The sequence below is a fragment of the Paenibacillus graminis genome (assembly GCF_000758705.1).
GTDB lineage: Bacteria > Bacillota > Bacilli > Paenibacillales > Paenibacillaceae > Paenibacillus_AQ > Paenibacillus_AQ graminis.
Map to the genome: position 1 here is coordinate 3,769,403 of NZ_CP009287.1, position 17,067 is coordinate 3,786,469.

Below are 17,067 nucleotides of genomic sequence, written 5' to 3' on the forward strand. Positions count from 1 at the left end.
TGCTTTCCCACCCAATCTATCCCGGATCTTCGCTTACAAATAGTGGAGAAATTAAAGAAATGCTGGACTAATTAAAGTTAGCTGGGATTTTGAATTGATTCACGGATGCTTTTGGGAAGCTTTTTCACGACTAAATCATAGGAATGGTCGATCATGTAAAAAATATCCTGCTCCGGCACGGAACCGTCGAGAGTGACTGAGTTCCAGTGTTTCTTGTTCATATGGTACCCTGGCCGCACATTGTCATATTGCTCCCGCAAATTTGCGGCGATTACAGGATCGCATTTTAGATTGATAATCATTTGGTTCGCTATATTCTCAAAAATAAGTGCAAACATTTTACCTTCGACCTTAATCACCAGCGAATCCAGCCCAAAGGGATGCGTGGGGACCGCACCCTTCTTCTTCAAACCATATTCTATTATGTTTTCTTTCATTTTTTTCATAGCAGCAACTTTCCTTTCTGTATAAGTTGAACTTTAGACGGTGTATTCGTTTTAGCGGTTCCGGTTAATAATATAGTCCAATAAATGGTTCAGAAAAGATATTTTGCGGGGAACAGCATTCAGCGCCTCTACAGCATGGCAGTAGTGATCCCACATTTCGATTCGGGCGGCTTCCGGACCAAGGACGGACACAAAGGTCGAATTGTTATTCTCCGCATCCATCCGGGTGTTTTTGCCCAGCAAATGATGGTCTCCTTCCAAATCCAGCAGATCATCTTTGATCTGAAAGGCAATGCCCGCATGGTAGGCGAATTTCTTCAACGCTTCGATTTCGGCAGATTGTACCCCGGCCAGAATGGCTGGCATGACCAAAGAGGCTTCAAACGCCAACCCGGTTTTGTAAAAACACATCATATTCAACTGCTCCAGGGTCATTGCTTTTCCTTTGGAGTGCAAATCCATCGCCTGCCCCATACACATATCCTCTGCCTTTTCGGCCGAATATTGCATGAGAGCCAGCACAGTTACAGGATTGAAAGCCTGAAGTGATGCCTGTTCCTGAATCGCTTTTTGAATCAGGTACAGGCCGGTTAGTTCCGCCGTAGCGCTGTTATGCACCTGATGCAAGGTAGGCCGTCCTCTGCGGGTGGGCGCATTATCCTGGGAGGGCAGATCATCGAAGATCAAGGATGCGGTATGCATAAACTCCAATGATCTCAGAAGCGGCTCGATTGCAGCTGACTGCAGTCCATACACCTCAACGCCCAGCACCCAGGTCAATATAGGCCGTATCCGCTTTCCGTCCCCGGTCAGACTATAATTCGCCGCCTCAATCAGTGATTCTTTCATCGGAGGGATTCCGGCCGGCCTGGGAATCTTCAGCAGATCGTTGATCTGATCCCGGACCGTGCGGATGGTCGTCTGAAATTTCTCTTTTTCCATCCGGTCATTTTTCAATTGGGTGTTGATCTGATCCCGGAGCAGCTTATCGAAGAAATCCACATCGTCTGCTTTCCGGACCATAAGTTGTATGAGGCGGTTGAACTCCGGATTCCCCGAAGCAAAAATCTCCATGATTTCGTTATACTGTTCAGTACCTACACGTTCCTTGCAGCGTTTCAGTCCGTTGATTGCCCGGTCTATCATCACCTCAAGAGTCTTGGCATCGGAATGATATACATTATGGATCAAGTAGGAGATTACCGTCCAGTAGAGTTCATAGGGGTTGATTAGATCAGGACGCTGCTTCCGGTATTTTAAATAATAGGTATATGGGGTGACCGCCCCGTCCCTCATATCGTCATACATATCCGCAAAATCATCAGCCAGCTGGTTATAGATTCCATAAAAGAAGGTCCGCTCATCAAAACCTTTATCCTCAGAAGCACTAATCACCGAACGGACAATTAACCTCGAAGATGAGGATTTTAATATGACAGGGATGTACAGCTCTTCGTTGGTGTAATCCGCCTTAGCCAGATCCTTGTTACGGTCGATATCCTGGGAATGAAAAAACACATAAGACTGTTCAAAAAAGGTTGCCTCGGTTTCAGGCTTCTGCAGGCTCTTAATATATTCAAAGGCAGCCTTCAGTTCTGTATGGACGTATTGAATGATTTCCAGATGGACTCCGGGCCACTCGCTCAGTTCCGGCACATTTCCCGTCAGAAGTGCAGTTCGTATCATTGCGGAATATTGTTCTTTCTCGGGAGCCGTTAAGACTTGGGAATCCAGCAGGTCGTCAATAAAAGGATAGGTCAACCCATAAGAATACCCGATCCGGATGGCTTCATCCAATCTATGGGCACGTTCAGCAGACGTGGTCTGTTCATCCATTTCTTCTATTACATGCAGAATAACCCCGACGATGATTTTGATCAGTTTACGCTCGGCTTGCTCTGCATCCATTTCCTCTGGTATGTGGGACGATACATTCTTAAGTTTGTCTATCACCCAAATCGCGGCGCTTTCGATGCCTTCCCTCTGGGCCCAGCGGTAAAATCCGGCTAAGCTGGTCAATCCGGTCAATCCGGGCTGGTCCTCCCGCTCATTGGCACCGGAATGCATCAAGTGGCCTTTCAGGTCCGTGACTACGCGCTGAATCCGGGTCTTAGTGCGGGAATCATCCAGCGCTTTGCCCAGGTCTCTCATGTAAATATAGGATACACTCCGGTCCAAATAGTCATCCAGCTTGCCTGTATAGTTCAGCCACTCTAAGTATTTTTGATAATCCCGGCTAACCGCTGCTCTCTTCCCCCGTGTAAAAAAAGCCAGCCATGACCGTTGAGGGATATGGTTCTTTTTCCACAACTGAATATCTTTAGTCAATATGGGGACATAAGTTTTGTCCATGACCTGCTTATACAGGGCTGCAAAATACTGGGCTGCCTTATGCTCAGCACACTGGTACACCGTATCGCCCTGCTCCGTAAAGTTCTTATTCATATGCATTCGTTACCTCTGCTCGATTTTTTGTTTGGGCATCCTAATGATACCCTTATACGCTCAAAAATCTTTTTGGTTACCTATCGGCAACACAGTGAGGGAAATCGAACAGATGCCTATGGAGAAGAATTAAGTTTATTGTGAATGTTGCATACGCCGTCTGAGAAAGCTGGACGAATTGGCCTCCACTCCCTTGATGCCGGAAAGGTAGACGCATTTTTGAAAAAAAAGAATAGTTCACTGTCCTTACTTCCGCTATGAAATTTATCATATTTACAACCAAGCTTTAATAAAATTAGTTAGAAAGTGTATTTCACAACATCTACAAGAGGAGGATTACCCATGAACTTAAATGAAAATTCTTCAAATCCAGCAGAATGTGCACAGTCACAAACGATGAACGGTCACAGTCCTTTATTCGATCGTTTAAGTACAGATGGTAAACCTTACTGGGACTATATTACAAAATATTCCCCTGTTATTTATCAAGATATTAATAAGGAGTTTGCTGATGGAATAGCGGATTTAATTGCAAAATTTAATGTGGACGGGAACTGGAACCTGTCTGATCAATGGGAAACAATAGGTGTAGTTCCTCAAGTCCCATATGTATATGCTTCTGTTCAAGAAACCAAGACACATCTCTTTTTAGGCTATTATTTTTATCATGCACGTGATGATGGTCCCGTTCCCGCCGAACAACACGAAAATGACTTAGAAGGAATGATGATGACCGTTCGAAAAGATGGAGCCTACGGTGTTCCTGTGGCAATGGAAACAATAAGTCATTCTGATTTCCTGCGATATCGTTTAAAAGATCCTAATGTGCAGCCAGGATACGTTGGAATTGAAGGTACTTCGGTTCGTTACTCTGAAGTAACCCATCCAGAAGTGTTTATAAGTTCTAATGGAATTGGTGACAACCACGGACATGGTGTTAGGGCTTATACTAGTAACGAAGATGTTGGCGATGATGGGATTATCTATAAATTTGGAGAGCCTTCATATCCTGGACAGCCTAATCAATTTTCACCAAAGTGGAAACATGCTTATAATTATGGAATTCTGCCAATAGATGAATTATGGGAGAGAAAATTCCACTATAACAATACGCCATTTCAATCGTTTGGAGTTTTTCCAAACACACACACAAGCAACAACCATGCTAATGCCCCTTGGAACTGGACTGACAGAGACCAGGATGGAACGCTAGGAACGGGAATCTTTTTCACGGATCCAGCTTATTTATTTGATATTGACTTCAATGGATTAGGGACATTCTCTCATGAATATGTATACAATCCCTATTGGACACATAAAGTGATTCTCAAGTCTGTCACCCCTAAAGTTTATAAAGATCCTAGCAATAATCTACCTGATATATATATTAGTATGGACACTTATCCATTGAGTGGCAAAAGATATATAAGTGAAAAAGTGTGGATGAAAACGGACGCGGCCTTAAATACACCGCACCCTGTCATTTTTGGAGGTGACCAAAAAACCGCAAATACCACTTTTTCAGAGCGTTCAAATACAATTCATATCGCAGTGTCTAATATTAATCCCCGGTTGTGGCTGGAAGTAAAGGATTATGATCCATCAGACGCGGATGATTATATGGGATCTGTTGTAATCCCTTTAGATACAGGGAATATTGCAAAAAAAGCCGATTCATCAGAAGTTATAATTGATTATGAAGTGATATCAAACCCGGGTTTTCCATTAGCGCAACAAGGGGTCTATATTTACAAAGATTCTAACTTTTCCGGGACCTCTAAGCATTTGACAAGTAGTGTTACGAACTTTAAAGATATTGGTATGAATGATGCAGTGACTTCTATTAAGATTGTTGGACCTTATGATGTTGTAGGTTACTCAGATGCGGACTTTAAAGGACGTTCCTCAACATTAGTAACAAATGATAATCTAAGTTCTACCTATCTTAATAATGATGCCATGTCTTCTATTCGAATTACCCGAAGAACGATCTAGAATAAATTGGGTTTTGTTGTATATTTAACAAAAACAGCCGGTGACCTTAAAGTAAAGGAACCGGCTGTTTTTTTCTTAGCGTACGATTTGCGCGTTTTGTTGGCGTGACCCCTACGTGTCATAACTCAGCTTCTGGCGTATTAATACGGCCAGTTCTTCTGCTGTGTCCCATACAATTGGACGGATAATCCCGGCATGTACATTCAGTTTATCTGCTGCGCTGTTGTTCACAGTCCAGATTACCGGGATACTCAAACCAAGTGCATACCCTGCCGCAAAATACACCTCCGGAGACTGCCCGGTTAAATCCGCGATAATTAGTCTGCTGTCCGCAATCAGCGCCAAAGCATCTTGATGAAGGTTGTGCGTGTTGTCATGAGTAAGCAAGCGCGGCAGATAACCAAGCTGCTCAATTTTTGGCAAAAGCATTTCCTGCCACTCCATGCGCAATTCTTTTTTCTCCGCGGTCAGAATGAGGCACGGCTTTAATTTTTTGCCTCCGGCGCTCGCCGCAGCCTCACTCCAGCCTTTATCCGTAAGCTTAAAGGTCATGCCTTCCCGTATAAGCAGCTGCTCATTCATGAGCTTATCGATGATATATACCAGCTCCTGCAAATTGGGGGAATACGTCAGATTATAGCTGCCCGAGAGCGGCTGAATAACAACAGAATCTCCAGCGCTCTCGGAATGCCTGTACAAATATTGCAGCAGACGGTTTCCTTTATCCTCAATGGTTACTGGAATTTTGGGGGAATTTGCGATGGTTTCTAAATCGCTGAACGTTAGCGCAACCTTTTCTTCACGATCGGTCAGCTCCCGGATGTACCCTGAGATCAAATGAAGAACATCGCGTTTTTTAGGGTGCGGGAGCGCATTGATAGATTCGTAGCTGTCTCTCAGCAAATTATAGTACCCGCCGGGCGAACAAGAACAACCGAGATATCTATCGTAATCTCCCTCCGTTGCAATAGGGACAATCTCATCGCAGAACAAACAGTGTTTCTTCGTCATAACAACTCTTCACCTCTTATTCATTGCTACCCCCTACCTTAACAATTTTCATTTGAAAAGTAGACAAGAAGATATTTCCTAATAAAACAAACTGAAAAAAACGATGTCCGATCAGAGGACATCGTTAGAGGAAACTTGTTATGGAAGCCTCGAATTGGGCGGCAGCAAGTCCGGGACGGAATTTAGCGGGAGTAACCGTAAATGAACACTGCAGATTTCAAGCTCAGGCCTGAACAGTAAGATCATTTAATCAAATCCGATTCCTGCGCTCCGGTCATGACGGAAACAATGCTGCTCCGAAGCTGCTCCGCGTTTCGTGCCTGATACGGGTCGGCATTGTAAATCACAGCATCGGCGATATAACCTTCGGCAATCCGCCCTAATTCGTTGCCGCTGCCCAGAATCCCGGCAGCACTCTCTGTGGCAGACTTCCACGCTTCTGCCCGGGTCAGCCCATACTCCATTAAGGTATCGAGCTCTTGCAGGTTGTAGCCATGGAGCGCAGGAGTGGCATAATCCGTACCGAAACCAATGCAGACGCCTGCCTTTTTAGCGTAACCGATGGCTTTCGCGTGGGCTTCGGCAGCACGCGCAGCCCGATCGCAAATCACCGGATTCAGTCCAAGTACCCCCTTCGGATCTGCTGCAATCCGGTAGATCGAAGTTGTGGGTACAAAAGCTACTCCAGCTTCAGCAAGTCTGCCGGCCTGAGCTTCACTCAGGAACATGCCGTGCTCGATGGATTCCACACCGGCCTGGGTAGACCAGTCTATCGTCACTCCGCCCCAGGTATGTACCAGAACCTTTTTATGATGCGCATGTGCATTGCGGACAATGAAGGCAAACTCCTCTTCCGAAAAATTCGGTTCAACCACTTTCTCGGCAGGTGCACCGAGGCCGCCTGTAGCCATGATTTTGATCCAGCCTGCTCCGGTATCGAAAATTTGCGCCATCCGCGCGCCCAAATGCTGAATACCGCGGGCATCGGCTGCTCCCAGCATATCGCTGCTGGTTTGCACCCTCAGAGGCTGCAGATAATGCTGAACAAGATGCCGGATGGTGCTGGGCAGAATCCCGCCTGCATCGCGTGCCGTCGTGACTCCCGTCCGCAAAGTAGCTGCAAAAGCGTCAGCCTGCATGGCTTCGATCTCGCGGCTGCTGCGTTTCAACTGATCGTCATGGTCAAAGTCTGTCCAGGCCAGATGCGTGTGAAGATCAATGATCCCCGGACTTATCCATAACCGCTGATCCGGGTGAGCAGGCTCCTCAAGCTGCGGCTCCAGCTCAACAACCGATGAGAAACGCCCGTCTTGGATTACTATATCGAACCGCTTGTCCTGAATACCTGCGATAGAAATACCGCTAAAGGTCTGAAGGGCGGGCCGTTTATGGAGGATGCTCATTCCCCCCACACCTCCCGGACAGCCTGCAAGGCCTGCCCAGGTTCCTGCTCTAATAATTGGGCCAGAGCCGTAATGGCTTTCTCGACACTATTCCGGGATGCATTTGCCCCAAAATGATTGATCCGCAAAAGCTGGCCGGATAGCTCGCCGTCACCGGGCGCAACAATACCGATCGGCTGATGGATCAGCAAGCCCTCTCTCCCGGTGATCCGGACCGTTGTAGTCAGTGTAGAATAATGTCTGCTGTCCTTCTGCCACGGCTCAATCCCCAAGGCTCTGATCCCGGCTACAGCAGAGGCGGCGGCGCGTTCATGACGTTTGATAACCTGCTGCAGTCCCTCTTCCTCCACCTGCGTCAAGGCTGCAATCAGAGCTCTGGCTTCGAGGGTGGGAATATTAGGTGGAACCCGCAGCAACGCGGCCCCCTCAGGGGACGCTTTCAAATCCAGCAAGGACAGAATGGAGTTGCGGGGAGCCGCAGGATTGGACTCAAGAAATTCCCAGCCGCGCGGTGAAATGCTCACCGCACTGACGCCGTTAGGCCCAGCCAAGGCTTTTTGTGCACCGATCACCGCAAAGTCTACTCCCCATTCATCCACATGCAGCGCTTCTCCCCCGACTGCCGATACAGAGTCCGAGACGGTAATGAGCTTGTATTTCTGTGCAAGCTTAAATATGTCTTGAGCGGGATTTGAGCCGCCGGTAACCACTTCAGCGTGAACGAAGGATAACGCATCCGGCTGGTACTGTTCAATCGCCGATGCAATCCCATCGGCTGTTGCGACTTCATCAAAAGGCACTTTAACCTCAACAACCGCTGCCCCGCCCCGCTCCAGCCATTGTCCAAATAATCTGCCGTATGGGCCAGTCACCACATTTACAAAAGTACGGCCAGGTGCAGCTATCCCGGCAGCAACGGCCTCAATACCCAAAATCGCCTCACCCGGGATAATAACCGGGGGATGCTGTGTGTACAATAGTTTGGAGAGCAACCCGGTCAGTGTATTGAACTCTGCCAGGGACAACGGCATAAATCCTTTAAATTCTGGGTTCATAATAACCTCCTGCTGTAATGGTGTTCGGCATTTTGGGAACCGCGGACAACAGCTCGCGGCTGTAATCATGTTCCGGGCGGGTAAAGAATTGGTCCATGGAGCTCTTCTCTACAAGCTTGCCCTGCCGCATAACGGCTACCGTATCGCTGATGGCGTGAATCACTCCCAGATCATGGGAGATGAAGAGCATGGTAAGATTAAGTTCAGTTTTCAGCGTTTTGAACAGTTCAAGCACACTAAGCTGTACGGACACATCGAGGGCGCTTGTGGGTTCATCCGCAATCAACAGGCTGGGCTCCACACTCAATGCACGGGCAATTGCAATCCGTTGGCGTTGTCCGCCGGAGAATTCGTGGGGGAACCTGTCCAGAGCCTTCGCCTCCAGGTGAACATGGGCCAAAAGATCTTTGCAGCGCTGCTCCACTTCCGGCCGGTGTACAATCTTGTGAAACAACAGCGCTTCAGATAGGATCTGCCGGATGGAATGCTTGGGATTCAGCGAGGCATCGGGATTCTGAAAGATCATCTGGATCTTTTTGTGCTGCTCACGGCTTCTCTTCTTCAGCAATTCCTGTGATCCCAGCAGAATCTTACCTTCGTCTGGAGCGATCAACCCGGCTATAACCCGAGCCAGCGTCGATTTCCCCGAACCTGACTCCCCCACAAGCCCGAGAGTAGTATGCTCCTCCAGATTGAGGGTGATATCATTCAGCGCGATAAATCCGCCATAACGAACTGTTAAGTTTTGAACCTGCAGCGCACTGCCCATTACCTTTCGCTCCTTTCCAGCTCCGGCAAAGGAAGCACCGAATCAATCAGCATTTGTGTGTAAGGATCAGACGGGTTCTGCAAAAGATTAAGCGTATTGCCGTGCTCCACAATCTGCCCCGCTTTCATTACATATAGTCTGGAGCACAGATTGGCGGCAATCGCCAGGTTATGGGTGACAAAGACCATGGCAAACCCCAGTTCTTTTTGCAGGCTGGTGATTGTCTCAATAATTTGCCGCTGAACGGTTACATCCAGGGCCGTTGTCGGTTCATCACAGAGCAGAATGCCCGGTTTGCAGGCCAATGCAATGGCGATGACAATCCGTTGGCACTGGCCGCCTGAGAGCTGGCTGGGATACCGGTCCGACCGCTTCAGAGCGTCAGGCAGTCCGAGCCTTTCGAGCAGCTCCAGCGCGATCGTGCGTGAAGCCCTCCGGCTTACCTGCTGTCTATAGTACACTACTTCCGCCAGCTGCTTCACCACCGGGCAAAGCGGGTCAAGCGCACCTCTGGGGTCCTGGAATACCATCGCGCTGCTTGTCTCGCTTTTAATGACGCCGCCTGTCTGTGTCACACCGCGGGGCAGCAGCCCAAGAATGGCCCGCAGTGTAAGCGATTTGCCGGAACCCGACTCCCCAACTAGCCCTATACTCTCTCCTTTTCCAAGCGAAAAGCTGACATTATGGACTAAAGTTTCATTGGACTTTGCCGCCAGCGAGAGTGCCTCTAATTCCAAAACCGGATGTGTAGACATCATTTTTTCCTCCAAATATCGGCCAATCCATCCCCTACGAGTGACAAAGCGATTCCTGTATATACGACTGCGAATCCCGGCACAGCCGAGAGCCACCAGGCTGTCGTAATGAAAGGTTGTCCATCTGAAATCATGGTTCCCCAGTCCGGAGTGGGCGGTGCTATGCCTATGCCGAGATAACCGAGTGTAACAATGGCAACAAGCAGGCCGATCATATCGGTCATCAGGACAACAACCGCTTGAGGCAGCACATTGGGCAGCAGATGACGCAGGATAATTCTTACGCCGGGCAGGCCCAAAGTCTGCGCAGATGCAACCCACTCCTGCTTGCGGAACGAAGCGCTAAGCCCTCTGACGACACGGGCAAACACAATCCATCCGACCAGCATAAAGGTGATATAAATGCCCCGTTCCCCTGCTCCGCTGGCAAAGGCCACGATAATAACAATCAGATAAAAGGGAAAGGCAATAAATGTGTCTGTCAGCAGTGAAATAGCGGCATCGAGCCATTTCCCATAATAGCCTGCCAGCATTCCCAGAAATACACCTGTACAGAATGGGATGATCTCCGCCAAAACCATAATTTTCAAATCTGTACGCGCAGCATAGACCAGTCTTGTAAACAAATCACGGCCCAGCTGGTCTGTTCCCAGCCAATGTGCTGCGGACGGAGGCTGCAAAAAAGCGCTCAGATTCTGCTCAGTGGGCGAATATGGACTTAAGTAAGGGATGAAAACAGCCAGAATAATCAGCACGGCAAACATAATGCTTCCCACAAGCAGTGAAGGCGCATTCCATATTCGGTTCAAGCGGTTAGCCGTTCTGCCGCCCTCATGCAAGTGTGGTTCTACTCGTATATGGTTCATTGTTTTCCTTTCGTTCTGGGATCAAGCCACCAGGAAATGATTTCAATCACCAGACTGATGATCACCACTGAAAGTGCACAGTACAGGGCTATGCCTTGGATGACCGGGAAATCCCGATTCGAGATGGAAGTGAACAACAGACTGCCAATGCCCTTGATGCCGTACACCTGCTCAACTACCAGTGTGCCGCCAATCAGGTAAGATATATTAACTCCGAGCAGCATCAGTGTGGGAAGCGCCGAGTTGCGCAGCACGTGCTTAAACAGAATAATCCTGTCCGGGATTCCCGCAGCCCTCAGGGTCACTACAAAATCGGATTCCAGCACTTCAAGCATTTGCGCTCTTAACGACCGGACAAGCGTCGGGATTTGTGAAAAAGCGACGGTTACCGCCGGAAGCGCAAGACTGTGCAGGGTTCCGCTCCATCCTTCTCCCACACCGCCAACTGGAAACCAGCCCAGCCGGACACTGAAGAGCAAAATCAAAAGAAGGCCAACCCAAAAGATTGGCATACCCAAAGTGATTGCAGGAAATATACGGATCAAATGATCGAGCAGCTTATCCTTATGTGTGGCTGCAAGCGTAGCAAGCAGAAGCGCTATGATGATTGCCAGCACACAAGCGAGCAGAATGAGCAGCAAAGTAATGGGGGCGCGCTGTGCAATCAGCTCTCTGGCCGAAGTCCCCGTAATGATGGAATTCCCGGTGTCCCCTTGGGTAAAGAGTGTGTTCATAAAACGGAGGAATTGATCCCATAAAGGGAGGTCAAGCCCGAGAGCGTGGTGCATGCTCTCGAGCGCCTCCGGTGTGCTGTATTCTCCTAAAATCATTTTTGCGGGGTCTCCCGGTACAATGCGGATGATGAAAAAGACCGCCGTCATCACGCAAAGGATCACGGCCAATGCTCTCACAAGGGCTATCACCAGCCACTTGTGAGAAACATTGCCTTCCGTCCGTTGATTGGAAGTCAGCTTGGATTTCATCATTTGCTGATGCTAACCGCTTCTAGACGCACGCTGCCGTTAGGCAGAACAACCAGTCCCTGAACGGAAGAACGGGCACCGATTAAGATATCAGGATAGTACAGCGGAATGTACGGTACTTCATCGGCCAGCGTCTGCAGCAGCTTGGAGTAGATCTCTGCTCGGCCATCACCATCCGCTGTTTTTTGTCCTTCATGTAGGAGCTTGGTTACTTCATCGTTAGTATAATGGGTCCAGTACGATTTGCTGAAGCCTTCAGGATCAGTCTGGAAAGCAAGAATCGAGTTTGCTTCCGGGGAGTCAGCTTGGCCGCTGTTCAGCATTGCTGCGAAATCGTAAGCGAAGAATCGTTCACGGAAAGTAGCCAATTCAATGGATTCAATCTCAATCTTGATGCCAATTGTCTGGCCTGCTGCCTGAATAATCTGTGCCTCTTGCGCTCTTGTACTGTTGCCGGAAGCTACAAGCAATTTCGTGCTGAACCCGTCAGGGAAGGCGGATTTGGCAAGCTCTGCTTTGGCTTCGTCCACATTGAAGTTCAGTGCTTTGATCGTATCATTAGCGTTATATGGAATCGTGGTCGGCAGCAAGGAGTTTGCCGTCTGTGCATAACCAAAGGTAAGCGCCTTGGTCAACCCGTCACGATCCAGTGCCAGTGCCAGAGCACGGCGGACATGGACATCCTTGAAATGCTCGTCCAGTGTATTGAAGAACAGCTGCTCGGTTACCCAGCTGCCATTCGTCAGCACGGCAGTGTCTGTACCATTCTTGATCTCATTGGCATTTTGCAGCGCCAGGGATTCAATCGCGTTCACTTCTCCCGCTTTTAACTGGTTGATGGCCTGGCTGTCGTCTTCGATCAGCTTGTACACAAGCTTGTCGATATACGGTTTGCCTTGCTGCCAATAGTTCGGATTTTTGGTAAACGTCAGATCCCCTGCAGGGTCCCATGTCTCCACAACGAAGGGTCCTGTACCTACCGGTTTTTTGAAAAACTCTGCTTCGGTCACACCGCCGAAATTGTTCGGAAGAATGCCGTTGGAGAAGTTGGACAGCTCTGAGATAAACGGTGTGTACGGCTCTTTAAGCGTAATGACCAGCGTTTGTTTATCCTGCGCTTTGACCGTATCTACCTTGGCCGATATCTCCAGCGGGCCGCCTACCTTCAGATGGCGATTCAGTGAAAATACCGCATCTTCAGCCGTTACTTCCGTACCGTTCGAAAATTTCAATCCATCGCGGAGGACAAACGTATACGTCAAGCCGTCTTCACTGATGCTGTGTGACTTGGCAAGCCAGTCCACAATTTCGCCTTTGCTGTCAAAAGCAACCAGGGATTCAAACACTTTATCAATGGCAAACGCATTGTTTGACGTAATTTCATGATGCAGATCGAACGAGGTTACCGCAGCAGGCCGTCCATATACAAAAGTTCCTCCCGTTGCCGGTTCTGCCGTATCGGCACTCTGAGTCGGTTCCGGACTGGCACTTCCCTGAGCAGTATTCGTCGAATCAGCTTTGTCGCCCGACCCGGAGCATCCGGCAAGCAATACCAAAAACAGAATTGCCAATGTTCCCAGCCCCATCGATTTTCTGAATAACTTTTTAAAATTTGACACGTAGGACCCACTCCTTCATATAAATCATATATGTTTAGTATGGATTGAATTATGGATTACTCGACCTTATCTGTCAAACAAAAAAATCATCTCCGGACTCATCGTAGTTCTAATTTATCCAGTACAGGAAATGAATTCGCTTCATTTCTCTTGTTCTGCATACAGCTTCCCTTCTTCTATATTTTCCAGCAAGGAAGGTTCCCCCAATAGCAGGGAAATTTCATGCAGCACGCCATGCTGATTATTGCTCACCGTATGATAATTGACTACAGCCTTGACTTCCGGCGAAGCGTTCTCCATCGCGTAACTGTATTTGCACAGCTTCAGCATCTCAATATCATTGCTGCTGTCTCCAAACGCTGCGCATTCATCCGGCCGGATACCATAACGCTTCAGCAGGCGTTCAAGCCCCGAGGCCTTATGGCAGCCAGGGATGATCAGATCAATACATTGATGTCCGCTGGTCACGGGGTCAACCACTCCCTTCAGCTCTTCCATCAACAGGGGTAAATATTTTTCAACTCCGCCAGCAGCCAGGTCAGGAGTAATTAAGGCAAATTTAAAAATCTGGTCTTTGACCTGCCCAAATGCGCTCACCTTCTCAAGCCGCGGATAGTAATGGCACATTAACGCATAGAATTCATCGCTGGCGCTTTCGAGTACATACGCTCCATTTACACCGCACATGACGGCAGAAATCTCCTCATATGGACTCAGCTTCTCCACGATTAGCTTCACCTGCTCCGGTGCAATTTCACCGGTAAACAATACTTCGGTCCCGTCGATGACATAGGCGCCATTCTCCGCAACATACGCGAGCTCGTCCTGGATATCTTCAAAAATCGTTTTCAGCTTATAGTACTGGTTCCCGCTCGCCACCACAAAATGGACGCCTTTAGCCTTCATTACGGCGTATAGCTGTTTGAACCATGTTTGATGGTAGTTCTTTTTATCGTCTAAAAAAGTACCGTCCATATCGACTGCAATTAACTTGATGTCCATTGTAAGTTCTCCCCATATCTATTTATATTTTCTCCTTTACTGTAAATGATGAAATGCATTTCATGTCAAGCTGGGGCCAGTTTCCATAATAAAAAAGCGAGCCGCTCCAAATCAGTGAGCCTCCCGCCTATTTTCATCTTGCGTTATAGATTCGAATTCACCTTGAGCAATAATTTCATGAGCGTCTCCGCTTCTTCCGCTGTAAGGCCATCGGTGATGCTTTTTTCCACTTCTGCAAAAATGTCATTGAACTCTTCCACAAGAACCGCTGCTTTGTCCAACAGGTATATCTTTTTCTGCCGCTCGTTTTCTTTCGGAATTACGCGTTTGATATACCCTTTTTTCTCGAGGCCCTGAAGCATGCTTGTGATGCTGGCTTCCTTGCGGTTGAAATGCTCCGCCAGATCCTTTTGAATCAGTCCTTTGTCCTCATGCTCTGCAATGTAGCCGATCATTTGTCCCTGCTGTGCATTAAGGCCCAGTTCGGCTAATCTTTCATCAGCGTCTTTTTTCTTTTTTAGTCCAATCTCCCGGATCAGATCTGAAAATGGCGTATTCGACATTCGCTTAGTCATGCGGCGTCTCCTTTGCAGAAATTAAGTTAGATATCTAATTATATGAAAATCATATACTTTATCTATCTAACAGTCAATTTTAGGTGTGTAGTTATTCCAAAAATATTATTTTTTTGATTTTGATTCATTAATTATGATTATAATCACAGTTGATATGAAGTTCTGTAAATATAATGTAAACATTATAATTACATTTTTTACTATATCTACAATTTTTTTTAGGTAGATCGCCATGTAATTATAAATTTCACGAAAAACGAAAGGGGTTGTGTCCGCTCTTCTTCTTTACATCCCAGATCGCAGCTTAGTAGAGGCCAGATAAATGACGTCTGCAGGAACTCGGCACTGATAAAACCAACTTTTTAGATCGGAGGAGTATTTATTATGAAAAAAAGTTTAGTTTCCCTTCTTTCTGGCATTGTAGCGTTAGGTTCGTTTGCATCCGTTGGTATCGCAGCCGAGAGCACTGAGCGCAGCCAACCCGCAGAGCTTTTCACGGGTTCTTCCCCTATTTCAATTACGGGCCAGTCGTCGAAAGCCCCAGCGGGAGATGGTTCAGAGGACCAGGTATATAATTATCTGGAAAGCGTCAAAGGCAACCTGCATCTGTCCTCCAAGGACAATATCCGTGGGAGATTCCAAATTAAGGAGCAGCAGACAAACAGCAAAACAGGCAGCCAGCACTACCGGATAAGCCAATATATTAACGGAATACCGGTGTACGGAGCGGACCAGACAATTCATATCGACAAAAGCGGCAATGTCACTTCACTGCTTGGCACTGTAGTTGAAGATGTATATCAGTCCATCCCGCAGCCGCTTATTCAGCTCAAAACCATCTCAGGCGCCGAAGCCGTCTCTGCTGCCGAAACGGATGCCGCACAGCAGTATGGTCCTCTTGGCGAAGCGCAAGTTGCGCCTCAAGCGGATTTGTATTATTTTATCGTGGCCGGTGAGCCGAAGCTGGCTTACAAGACAGAAGTAAATGTACTCGAACCTGAGCCGCTGCGGATCCGGTACTTTATCTCTGCAGAAGACGGAAGCGTGCTGTTCAAATACAATATTCTAGAAAATCTGACCGGTACGGGTACGGGGGTTAACGGCGATACAAAGACTTTCGAGACGCGGCTTTCCGGCTCAACCTATCAGCTGTATGACAACACACGGGGTAAGGGCATTGTTACTTACACGGCCAAGAACCGAACCTCTCTTCCCGGAACTTTGCTGACCAGTTCTAAAAATGTCTGGTCGGATAGAGCTGGTGTGGATGCCCATACTTATGCGGAAAGAACCTACGATTATTATCTCCAGCACTTTGGACGCAACAGCCTAGACAACAAAGGGCTGCAGATTCGATCCACTGTTCACTATTACACTTCCTATAACAACGCTTTTTGGAATGGTTCGCAGATCGTCTTTGGGGATGGGGACGGGACTGTATTTACTCTTTTATCCGGGGACTTGGATGTTGTGGGACATGAGCTTACACATGGCGTAACCGAGAACACAGCCAATCTTGAATACTATGGCGAGCCGGGAGCTCTGAATGAATCCTTCTCCGACATCATAGGAAACTCAATTGAAGGGGACAACTGGCTGGTAGGTGATGATGTCTATACACCTGGTGTACCAGGTGACGCACTGCGTTCACTGGCCAATCCAACGCTCTACGGACAGCCTGATAAATACAGCGACCGGTATACCGGTTCCGATGATAACGGCGGTGTGCATACGAACAGCGGCATCAATAACAAGGCCTTTTATCTGGTTGCCCAGGGTGGTACGTTCAACGGAGTGACAGTAGCGGGAATTGGCCGCGAGGACGCTGTTCAGATCTATTACAATGCACTGGTCTATTATCTTACCACCTCTTCTGACTTCTCCGCTGCCCGCACAGCAGTTATCCAATCTGCAACTGAGCTGTTTGGAGCAGGCTCGGCTCAGGTTACGGCTGTGACTCAAGCGTATAATGCGGTTGGGGTGTATTAATCGTTAAAAGAACAGGCCAGATGATCAGAAATGATCACTGGCCTGTTTTGTTAAGATGAATGGAACGCCCTGCGGGTACATCTGAGATACCCCGATCAGTTTCTCCTACGCCCGCTTCAGCCGTGTACGAATTGGCTCATCTTTAGCATTTTGC

14 protein-coding genes are annotated in these 17,067 nt (G+C 47.9%); 2 read left to right on the forward strand and 12 right to left on the reverse strand.

The features are described 5' to 3' along the window. Positions 1-77: 77 nt before the first annotated feature. Positions 78-437 carry an MmcQ/YjbR family DNA-binding protein gene (locus PGRAT_RS15730; RefSeq protein ID WP_025708310.1) on the reverse strand — a complete coding sequence of 120 codons (360 nt, stop codon included), beginning with the start codon at positions 435-437 and terminating at the stop codon, positions 78-80. Positions 438-497: 60 nt separating this feature from the next. After that, entirely contained in the window at positions 498-2,891 is a 2,394-nt protein-coding gene (locus PGRAT_RS15735; protein ID WP_025708309.1) for a polyprenyl synthetase family protein, read from the reverse strand. A gap of 342 nt (positions 2,892-3,233) precedes the next feature. On the opposite strand from PGRAT_RS15735, the gene PGRAT_RS15740 reads away from it, so the two are divergent. After that, positions 3,234-4,886, forward strand: coding sequence for a beta/gamma crystallin-related protein (locus tag PGRAT_RS15740; protein WP_025708308.1), 1,653 nt, complete (start codon positions 3,234-3,236; stop codon positions 4,884-4,886). Positions 4,887-4,997: 111 nt separating this feature from the next. Here the strand turns inward: PGRAT_RS15740 and PGRAT_RS15745 are convergent, their stop codons facing one another. The 10 genes from PGRAT_RS15745 to PGRAT_RS15790 form a co-directional block, all read right to left on the reverse strand. After that, on the reverse strand, positions 4,998-5,897 hold the full coding sequence (locus PGRAT_RS15745) for a hypothetical protein (RefSeq protein ID WP_025708307.1): 900 nt from the start codon (positions 5,895-5,897) through the stop codon (positions 4,998-5,000). Between the two features lie 242 nt (positions 5,898-6,139). After that, on the reverse strand, positions 6,140-7,300 hold the full coding sequence (locus PGRAT_RS15750; RefSeq protein ID WP_238326908.1) for an amidohydrolase family protein: 1,161 nt from the start codon (positions 7,298-7,300) through the stop codon (positions 6,140-6,142). Then, positions 7,297-8,355: a pyridoxal-phosphate-dependent aminotransferase family protein gene (locus PGRAT_RS15755; RefSeq protein ID WP_025708305.1), complete on the reverse strand. Its 1,059-nt coding sequence runs from the start codon at positions 8,353-8,355 to the stop codon at positions 7,297-7,299. Before PGRAT_RS15755 ends, PGRAT_RS15750 begins: the two co-directional genes overlap by 4 nt. Next, on the reverse strand, positions 8,339-9,124 hold the full coding sequence (locus PGRAT_RS15760; protein ID WP_042266855.1) for an ABC transporter ATP-binding protein: 786 nt from the start codon (positions 9,122-9,124) through the stop codon (positions 8,339-8,341). Before PGRAT_RS15760 ends, PGRAT_RS15755 begins: the two co-directional genes overlap by 17 nt. Continuing rightward, positions 9,124-9,882 carry an ABC transporter ATP-binding protein gene (locus tag PGRAT_RS15765; RefSeq protein WP_036705490.1) on the reverse strand — a complete coding sequence of 253 codons (759 nt, stop codon included), beginning with the start codon at positions 9,880-9,882 and terminating at the stop codon, positions 9,124-9,126. The genes PGRAT_RS15760 and PGRAT_RS15765 overlap by 1 nt, the downstream gene beginning before the upstream one ends. Then, the gene (locus PGRAT_RS15770; RefSeq protein ID WP_155990433.1) at positions 9,879-10,745 is read right to left on the reverse strand and encodes an ABC transporter permease; all 867 of its coding nucleotides are present in this window, start codon (positions 10,743-10,745) and stop codon (positions 9,879-9,881) included. The genes PGRAT_RS15765 and PGRAT_RS15770 overlap by 4 nt, the downstream gene beginning before the upstream one ends. Then, a complete protein-coding gene (locus PGRAT_RS15775; RefSeq protein ID WP_238326832.1) occupies positions 10,742-11,731 on the reverse strand; it encodes an ABC transporter permease in 990 nt (329 codons plus the stop codon). Before PGRAT_RS15775 ends, PGRAT_RS15770 begins: the two co-directional genes overlap by 4 nt. After that, positions 11,728-13,347, reverse strand: coding sequence for an ABC transporter substrate-binding protein (locus tag PGRAT_RS15780; protein WP_025706404.1), 1,620 nt, complete (start codon positions 13,345-13,347; stop codon positions 11,728-11,730). The genes PGRAT_RS15775 and PGRAT_RS15780 overlap by 4 nt, the downstream gene beginning before the upstream one ends. Positions 13,348-13,488: 141 nt before the next feature. Beyond that, positions 13,489-14,349, reverse strand: a complete 861-nt coding sequence (locus tag PGRAT_RS15785; protein WP_025706402.1) for a Cof-type HAD-IIB family hydrolase — start codon at positions 14,347-14,349, stop codon at positions 13,489-13,491. Between the two features lie 143 nt (positions 14,350-14,492). Continuing rightward, positions 14,493-14,924: a MarR family winged helix-turn-helix transcriptional regulator gene (locus tag PGRAT_RS15790; protein WP_154965551.1), complete on the reverse strand. Its 432-nt coding sequence runs from the start codon at positions 14,922-14,924 to the stop codon at positions 14,493-14,495. A gap of 384 nt (positions 14,925-15,308) precedes the next feature. Between PGRAT_RS15790 and PGRAT_RS15795 the strand changes: the two genes are divergently transcribed. Then, positions 15,309-16,913 (forward strand): M4 family metallopeptidase, encoded by a 1,605-nt coding sequence (locus tag PGRAT_RS15795; protein ID WP_025706400.1) that lies wholly within the window; start codon positions 15,309-15,311, stop codon positions 16,911-16,913. Positions 16,914-17,067: the final 154 nt, after the last annotated feature.

Bases quoted from the DNA above. Each gene is read 5' to 3' on its own strand.
- PGRAT_RS15760 (WP_042266855.1), bottom strand. From the start codon at position 9,124: ATGGGCAGTGCGCTGCAGGTTCAAAACTTAACAGTTCGTTATGGCGGA.
- PGRAT_RS15775 (WP_238326832.1), bottom strand. From the start codon at position 11,731: ATGATGAAATCCAAGCTGACTTCCAATCAACGGACGGAAGGCAATGTT.
- PGRAT_RS15755 (WP_025708305.1), bottom strand. From the start codon at position 8,355: ATGAACCCAGAATTTAAAGGATTTATGCCGTTGTCCCTGGCAGAGTTC.
- PGRAT_RS15790 (WP_154965551.1), bottom strand. From the start codon at position 14,924: ATGACTAAGCGAATGTCGAATACGCCATTTTCAGATCTGATCCGGGAG.
- PGRAT_RS15750 (WP_238326908.1), bottom strand. From the start codon at position 7,300: ATGAGCATCCTCCATAAACGGCCCGCCCTTCAGACCTTTAGCGGTATT.
- PGRAT_RS15745 (WP_025708307.1), bottom strand. From the start codon at position 5,897: ATGACGAAGAAACACTGTTTGTTCTGCGATGAGATTGTCCCTATTGCA.
- PGRAT_RS15730 (WP_025708310.1), bottom strand. From the start codon at position 437: ATGAAAGAAAACATAATAGAATATGGTTTGAAGAAGAAGGGTGCGGTC.
- PGRAT_RS15770 (WP_155990433.1), bottom strand. From the start codon at position 10,745: ATGAACCATATACGAGTAGAACCACACTTGCATGAGGGCGGCAGAACG.
- PGRAT_RS15765 (WP_036705490.1), bottom strand. From the start codon at position 9,882: ATGATGTCTACACATCCGGTTTTGGAATTAGAGGCACTCTCGCTGGCG.
- PGRAT_RS15740 (WP_025708308.1), top strand. From the start codon at position 3,234: ATGAACTTAAATGAAAATTCTTCAAATCCAGCAGAATGTGCACAGTCA.
- PGRAT_RS15785 (WP_025706402.1), bottom strand. From the start codon at position 14,349: ATGGACATCAAGTTAATTGCAGTCGATATGGACGGTACTTTTTTAGAC.
- PGRAT_RS15735 (WP_025708309.1), bottom strand. From the start codon at position 2,891: ATGAATAAGAACTTTACGGAGCAGGGCGATACGGTGTACCAGTGTGCT.
- PGRAT_RS15795 (WP_025706400.1), top strand. From the start codon at position 15,309: ATGAAAAAAAGTTTAGTTTCCCTTCTTTCTGGCATTGTAGCGTTAGGT.